The organism is Nocardiopsis sp. MG754419 (assembly GCF_018207095.1).
Lineage (GTDB): Bacteria > Actinomycetota > Actinomycetes > Streptosporangiales > Streptosporangiaceae > Nocardiopsis.
This window is the reverse complement of record NZ_QOCZ01000287.1, coordinates 1-2,016: the sequence shown is the minus strand read 5'-3', so window position 1 is coordinate 2,016 and position 2,016 is coordinate 1. Positions and strand designations below refer to the sequence as shown.

4 protein-coding genes are annotated in these 2,016 nt (G+C 69.4%); 2 read left to right on the top strand and 2 right to left on the bottom strand.

Going from position 1 to position 2,016, the window contains the following annotated elements; genetic code table 11:
• Positions 1–201, top strand: a 201-nt coding sequence (locus tag DSY14_RS27660; RefSeq protein WP_211719542.1) for a WhiB family transcriptional regulator, incomplete at its 5' end; no start/stop codon positions are given.
• Between the two features lie 34 nt (positions 202–235).
• Positions 236–439 (top strand): helix-turn-helix domain-containing protein, encoded by a 204-nt coding sequence (locus DSY14_RS27655; RefSeq protein WP_249188571.1) that lies wholly within the window; start codon positions 236–238, stop codon positions 437–439.
• Positions 440–517: 78 nt separating this feature from the next.
• Here the strand turns inward: DSY14_RS27655 and DSY14_RS29090 are convergent, their stop codons facing one another.
• Together DSY14_RS29090 and xerC are read right to left on the bottom strand one after the other, a co-directional pair.
• Entirely contained in the window at positions 518–766 is a 249-nt protein-coding gene (locus DSY14_RS29090) for a tyrosine-type recombinase/integrase (RefSeq protein ID WP_374224069.1), read from the bottom strand.
• Positions 767–832: 66 nt separating this feature from the next.
• Entirely contained in the window at positions 833–1,876 is a 1,044-nt protein-coding gene (xerC, locus tag DSY14_RS27650; protein WP_249188570.1) for a tyrosine recombinase XerC, read from the bottom strand.
• Between the last annotated feature and the right edge of the window lie 140 nt (positions 1,877–2,016).

Sequence of the window (2,016 nt, the reverse complement as noted above, 5' to 3'; positions counted from 1 at the left end):
TCCCAGGGCGGTTCGGTGCGTGCGGCCAAACGGGTGTGCCGGGTGTGTCCGGTGCAGCTCAACTGTTTGGCCGAGGCGATGCGTCGGGGTGAGCAGTACGGGGTGTGGGGCGGTGCTTCGGAGGAGGAGCGCCGCCGCTACCGGGTCGCGGTGCGGGGAGAGCGCGAAGGGGGAGCGCGTGGGCGCAACCGAGCGGCGTGATGAGGAAACCGAAGATGCCCGGCCGGAGCGGCTGTTGACGATCCCTGAGGCGGCGCGGGTGTTGGCGGTGCCCGAGTCCTGGCTGCGGGAACGGGTGCGGTTGCGCAGGGTCGCGCACCGCAGGCTCGGCAAGCACGTGCGCTTCAGCGCGAGCGACCTGGAGGCGATCGTGGACGGAGCGGCCCAGCACGCCCTCACCCCCAGGCGCATGACCCACCGGTGGAGACAGCAGGGGTAAGGAGGGAGCCGACAACGGGGCCGGTGGTGCGGGTACTGACCCGCGCCACCGGCCCCGTGCGTTCCTACCCCTTGGGCTTTAGGAGATCAGGCGCAGGCGCTGCTCACCGCCGGGGTCGGTTCGCGGCCTCGGGGGAGTGGGCGGGCCGTCGATGGCCTCGATCATGGTGTCGTCGATGTCGGTGACCAGGTGCCCGTAGCGGTCCATGGTCGTGGTGATCGAGGTGTGCCCCAGTCGGCGCTGGATCTTGAACACGTGCACGTCCTTCTCGATGAGCCACGCCACGTGGGTGTGGCGCAGGTCGTGGATACGCGGCTTCTTGCCCAGCCCGCGCCGTTGGGCCTCCTTGACGCCGGGTGCCCAGCGGCGGCCGTAGAAGGAGGAGTGCCGCCACTAGGACCCCTGGTCGGTGGTGAAGACGAACTCCTCGGGCCTCTTGCCCTCCAACCTGGGGCGCAGCAGGTCGATGGTGCGCGGTGAGAGCGGCAGGCGCCGCCGGGAGCTGCGGGTCTTGGGCGCCCCCAGGTGGAAGGTGTTGTTCGGTCCGCGCTTCCAGGCCCGGCGCACGTCCAGGTGCCCGCGCACCTGCTGTTGTCCGTCGTGGTCGATGGTCGGGGTGAAGCTGACGTCGCGGACCTGCAGGGCGATGAGTTCGCTGTAGCGCATGCCGGTGCGTACGAACACCTCGACCATGTCGCGCACGTCGGGGTGCATCGAGTCCCGGAGCAGGGTGAACTCCTCGCGGGTCAGGAAGCACATCTCGGTGTCGGCCTCGTGGTCGGCGCGGGGCAGCCGGGTGCGGGCGGCGGGGTTGGAGGGCCGGATGGGCGGGTCCTCGCGCACGGCGGCCTCGCAGATGGAGAAGAGCAGCCCGTGCAGGTTGTGGATGAACTTGGCCGAGAGGGGTTTGCGCAACCATCCGGGTTCCTTCCTGCGGCCCCGGCTGGGGTTGGGGGTGCGGTAGGAGGCCTTGGGATCGGGGAGGCCGGTGCGTAGCTGGTTGACCCAGGCGCGGACGTCCTTGGGTTTGAGCTGGGTGACGTCCCGCAGGTTCACCTGCCCGAAGTGCGGGATCAGATGGAGTTCGAGTTCGCGGTGGTAGTCGGCGCGGGTGCGTTCCTCGATGCCGGTCATGGAGTCGATGAGCTCGCGGGCGAAGTTGGCGAAGATGACGGGTTCCACCTCGGGCTCGTCGTCTTGCGAGGTGTTGATCCAGCCGTGGCCGGGGACCCATCCCTCGGCCCAGCCCTGGCGGGGGATCCAGTTCTCCGGCCAGTGGTGTCCGGCGGCTTCGACGTGGAGTTTGAAGGTGTGGGCGTCGGCGCGGGTGTCGAAGGGCTCGGACTGGGGCGCTCCGCCACGGGTTCCGCCGAGCCGCCATTTGACCCAGTAGCGGGAGCGTCCGTCGGCCAGGGTGCGCTGGTTGATGGTTGCCATGGGTGGACCATCGCTTGGGTGCGGGCCAAAGCGAAGGGAATCCGCGAAGGTCTTCGAAGATCTTTGCGCAGGCCAGGACGGGTGTCCGACGGATGTGCCAATGCCCGTATGCGGCGGGCCTGTGTGGTTTCGGGGCGGGG

Coding starts and splice junctions, on each gene's coding strand:
- xerC (WP_249188570.1), bottom strand. CDS start 1,876: ATGGCAACCATCAACCAGCGCACCCTGGCCGACGGACGCTCCCGCTAC.